Source organism: Ruegeria sp. G7, assembly GCF_056535465.1.
Window position 1 is genome coordinate 1 of the sequence record NZ_JBQFIL010000005.1, and the last position, 4,420, is coordinate 4,420.

A 4,420-nucleotide genomic window follows, 5' to 3' on the forward strand; every position below is an offset into this window, starting at 1 on the left:
AAGGATGCGATTGCCGCGTTTACCGGTGGGGCGGATGTGGCTGACGGCGGTGTTACACTGACGGCACCTGAAATCGCCGAAAACGGAAACACCGTACCGATCGAAGCAAGCGCCCCGGGTGCGGCGTCGATTCTGATCTGCGTAGCAGGCAACCCCGAACCAGGCGTCGCAACGTTCAACTTTGGCCCGCTGGCTGCTGAACAGGCTGCCTCAACTCGTATCCGCCTTGCCGGAACGCAGGATGTCATTGCCGTGGCGAAGATGGCAGATGGCAGCTTTGCCAAGGCATCCGCGACCGTGAAAGTGACAATCGGCGGCTGCGGCGGCTGATAGCCACGCGCGCCTCGAAGAACAGGAGACTAACCAATGGCATCCGGTGTGAAACCCCGCGTCAAGGTTCGAAGAAAGCCGCAGTTGGCGAAACCGTCACGATCAAGACATTGATCAGCCACAAGATGGAAAGCGGTCAGCGCAAGGACAAAGAAGGCAACGTCATACCTCGATCGATCATCAACCGTTTCACCTGTGAGTTTAACGGCGAAATGGTGGTCGATGTGACGATGGAGCCGGCAATCTCAACAACCCGTATTTCCAGTTTGAGGCAACCGTGCCCGAGGCAGGTGAGTTCGTGTTCACCTGGTACGATGACGACGGCTCTGTCTACGACGAGAAGAAATCGATCGAGATCGCCTGACGGCTCGACCAATAAGGCAGATCAGCGCCGGACATGACGTTTGGCGCTGGTCCACCAAGGGAGGAACGTAATGAATACAAAGGCATTAACGGCGATCGCGGCAGTTCTGGTTTTCCCAGTGGCAGCATTGGCCGGACCTGACGAAGACAATCTTGTGATCAATGACGAGCTGGACATGACCTCGGTCACCGAAGCGCCGGCGCATCTGGAAAACCTGGACACGATCTATTCCGGTTGGCATTTCCGTACGGATGAAACCCAGGCCCTTCAGATTGATGATTTCGACAATCCGGCGATGATCTTCGTCGACCAGGCTGCCGACCTTTTTGAGACAGTCGATGGGGCTGCCGGCAAAGCTGTGCCTCTTGCCACGACGGGGTGGAAAGCTTCAAGGGATTGCAGGCTTCCATGCCGAAGGTTGATGCCGAAACCGGCAAGCTGGTGGTCATGGAAGATCTGATCAACGCGTGCGGACCGAGCACATGGAGGCCGATGCCTGGAAATGGTCCGGCGGCGATATGCAGGGCATGGTCGCTTTGATCGGCCTACAGTCACGCGGGATGCCCATGAACGTTGCCATTGACGGTGACGCCGCCCCGTATTGGGAACAGGGCAAGGAAATGTACTATACGCGCTATGGCCAGTTAGAGCTGAGCTGTGCCAACTGTCATGAAGACAATTGGGGCAATATGATCCGGGCAGATCACCTGAGCGGGAATGATCAATGGGTTCCCGACGTATCGTTTGAAACAGGCCAAGCTGATTTCGCGACACAATCGTTTCCGCGGTTGTATTCGTGATACGCGGGCGGAAACCTTTGCCGAAGGTTCAGACGAATTTCGTGCGCTGGAGCTTTATGTTGCCTCGCGTGGCAACGGGCTTTCAGTCGAAACTCCGGCCGTACGCCAGTAACAACAGGCCCGCGTAGGAAGTGTCCAGCGCGGGTTTTTCCGTTAGTTTGACATTCATACATTTATATGTGAAACAGGAAAGCCGAAAGATGATTTCTCGACGTGACTTCTTGCAGGTTTCAATGGCGGCATCGGCTCTGTACGGGGCATCCGGGTTTGGCAATTGGGCCAGGCTTTCCGCACAGCAAAGTCTGACGCAGGATCAGCTGCTGGGTTTGAGACCTTTGGCAATATCAGCCTGATCCATGTCACCGACATTCACGCACAACTCAAACCGATATACTTCCGTGAACCCGAGATAAACCTGGGTATCGGTGAGGCAAAGGGCAGATGCCGCATGTCACGGGGCCGCGTTCCGCAAGGCCTACGGGATCGAAGATGGCAGCTCGTCGGCCTATGCGCTGACCTACGACGACTTTTCAGCCTTGGCAAAGACCTACGGTCGGGTTGGTGGTTTGGACCGGGTTTCGACGGTGATCAATGCCATCCGTGCGGACCGGCCCGATGCCCTGCTTTTGGATGGCGGCGATACGGCACGGGTCTTACACCTGTTACCAGACGGCTGGTCAGGACATGGTCAATGTCGCGAACGCGCTGAAACCTGATGCAATGACCTTCCATTGGGAGTTCACGCTGGGCAGCGACAGAGTCAACGAAATCGTCGAAGGGCTGCCCTTTGCCGCCTTGGGTCAGAACATCTTTGATGCCGAATGGGATGAACCTGCGGAACTGTTCAAGCCCTACAAGTTCTTTGACCGGGGAGGTGCAAAGGTTGCCGTGATCGGACAGGCGTTCCCTTACATGCCAATCGCGAACCCGGGTTGGATGTTCCCTGAATACTCTTTCGGCATTCGGGACGAAAACATGCAGGCCGTGGTGGACGAGGTTCGCGATGCCGGTGCCGATGTCGTCGTCGTCCTCAGCCATAACGGCTTTGACGTGGACAAGAAAATGGCAGGCCGGGTGGAGGGTCGACGTGATCCTCAGTGGCCACACCCATGATGCGTTGCCCGAGCCGGTTCTGGTGGGCAAAACGCATATCATCGCGTCCGGCTCGAACGGCAAGTTCGTCAGCCGCGTGGATCTGGATGTGCGGGATGGGCAGTTGATGGGGTTGAAGCACAAGCTGATCCCGATCTTCTCTGATGTTATCGCTCCGGATCCTGCGATCACCGCCCTGATAGATGAGCAGCGCGCGCCCTATGAGGCGACGCTCAGTGAAGTGATCGGCAAAACGGACTCGTTGCTCTATCGTCGCGGCAATTTCAACGGAACCTGGGATGACCTGATCTGTGATGCCCTGCTTAAGAGCGGGAGGCAGACATTGCCATGTCCCCGGTGTTCGTTGGGGGCCGTCGATCCTGCCGGGGCAGGAGATCACGCGCGAGGACATCTGGAACGTCACTTCGATGTCGTATCCGAATGCCTATCGCACGGAAATGACGGGTGAATTCATCCATGTGATCCTTGAGGATGTTGGCGACAACCTGTTCAATCCCGATCCCTACTACCAGCAGGGCGGGGATATGGTCCGTGTCGGTGGGCTGGGTTACCGCATCGATGTGACCAAGCCGCAAGGGCAGCGGATCAGCGAGATGACCCTGCTGAAGACGGGTGAAGCGATTGATCCGTCGAAAACCTATGTCGTGGCCGGCTGGGCCAGCGTCAACGAAGGCACCGAGGGCCCGCCGATCTGGGATGTCGTCGAAAACCACATTCGCAACCTTGGAACCGTAACGGTGCAAGAGAACACCAGCGTCGATGTCGTCGGCGTCTAAGAAACAGATGGAGACCTAAGAGATATGGATGACGCGTTCAAACCGTCCCGCCGGGCCTTCCTGAAAGGCAGTGCTGCGGTCGCCGCGGGGTCAGTTGCAGGTGCGGCAGTGGCAGAAACGCCCGACCCCTGATAACAGAGCTTCAGGATTGGGCATCGTACACGGGTGCAGGCGTTGACGAGACACCCTATGGCATGCCGATCAGCTATGAATCCCATGTCGTGCGCCGCAATGTGGAGTGGCTGACCGCCTCTCCGATTTCGTCGATCAACTTCACGCCGATCCACGCGCTTGATGGTACAATCACACCAGGGCTGCGCCTTTGAACGGCACCACTCGGGCGCAATCGAGCTGCGCAAGGAAGACTATCGGCTGATGATAAACGGTCTGGTCGATCGCCCGCTTGTCTTTACGTATGACGACATCGAACGTTTCCCGCGCGAAAACCACGTGTATTTCTGCGAATGCGCAGCGAACACCGGGATGGAGTGGGCGGGTGCGCAGCTCAACGGCGTGCAATTCACCCATGGTATGATCCACAACATGGAATACACCGGTGTTCCGCTGCGCGCTGTTGCAAGAGGCCGGCGCCGATATCTCGCCCGACAAATGGGTCTATGTCGAGGGCGCGGACGCGTCGTCAATGGCGCTCCATTCCGATGGAAAAGCGCTGGATGATGTGTTGGTGGCCTTCAAAGCAAATGGCGAGGCCCTGCGGATGGAACATGGCTATCCTGTGCGCCTGGTCGTGCCAGGCTGGGAAGGCAACATGTGGGTCAAATGGCTGCGCAGGATCGAGGTCGTCGACAGGGCGGTCGAAGCCGCGAAGAAACATCAAAGTACACCGATGTTTATGCTGATGGCACGGCCCAGAAATGGACTTGGGTGATGGATGCGAAATCCGTCATAACCTCGCCCAGCCCGCAAATGCCGATCAAACATGGGCCCGGGCCGCTGGTGATTTCAGGGCTTGCATGGTCAGGCCACGGACAGATTACCCGTGTCGATGTATCCAAGGGACGGCGGCATCACGTGGG

General features: G+C 57.3%; 1 protein-coding gene and 4 pseudogenes. All 5 read left to right on the plus strand.

Features of this window, described 5'->3' with window-relative positions; translation table 11 throughout:
- The coding region (gene soxY / locus ACR3EN_RS21030) for a thiosulfate oxidation carrier protein SoxY (protein ID WP_480918538.1) at positions 1-330 on the plus strand (330 nt) is incomplete at its 5' end.
- A 36-nt stretch (positions 331-366) separates the two neighbouring features.
- Positions 367-694, plus strand: a pseudogene (gene soxZ, locus ACR3EN_RS21035) (thiosulfate oxidation carrier complex protein SoxZ).
- A 70-nt stretch (positions 695-764) separates the two neighbouring features.
- Positions 765-1,606: pseudogene (gene soxA, locus ACR3EN_RS21040) on the plus strand (sulfur oxidation c-type cytochrome SoxA).
- 88 nt (positions 1,607-1,694) lie between these two features.
- Positions 1,695-3,383: pseudogene (soxB, locus tag ACR3EN_RS21045) on the plus strand (thiosulfohydrolase SoxB).
- Between the two features lie 24 nt (positions 3,384-3,407).
- Positions 3,408-4,420, plus strand: a pseudogene (soxC, locus tag ACR3EN_RS21050) (sulfite dehydrogenase); the annotation flags it as partial.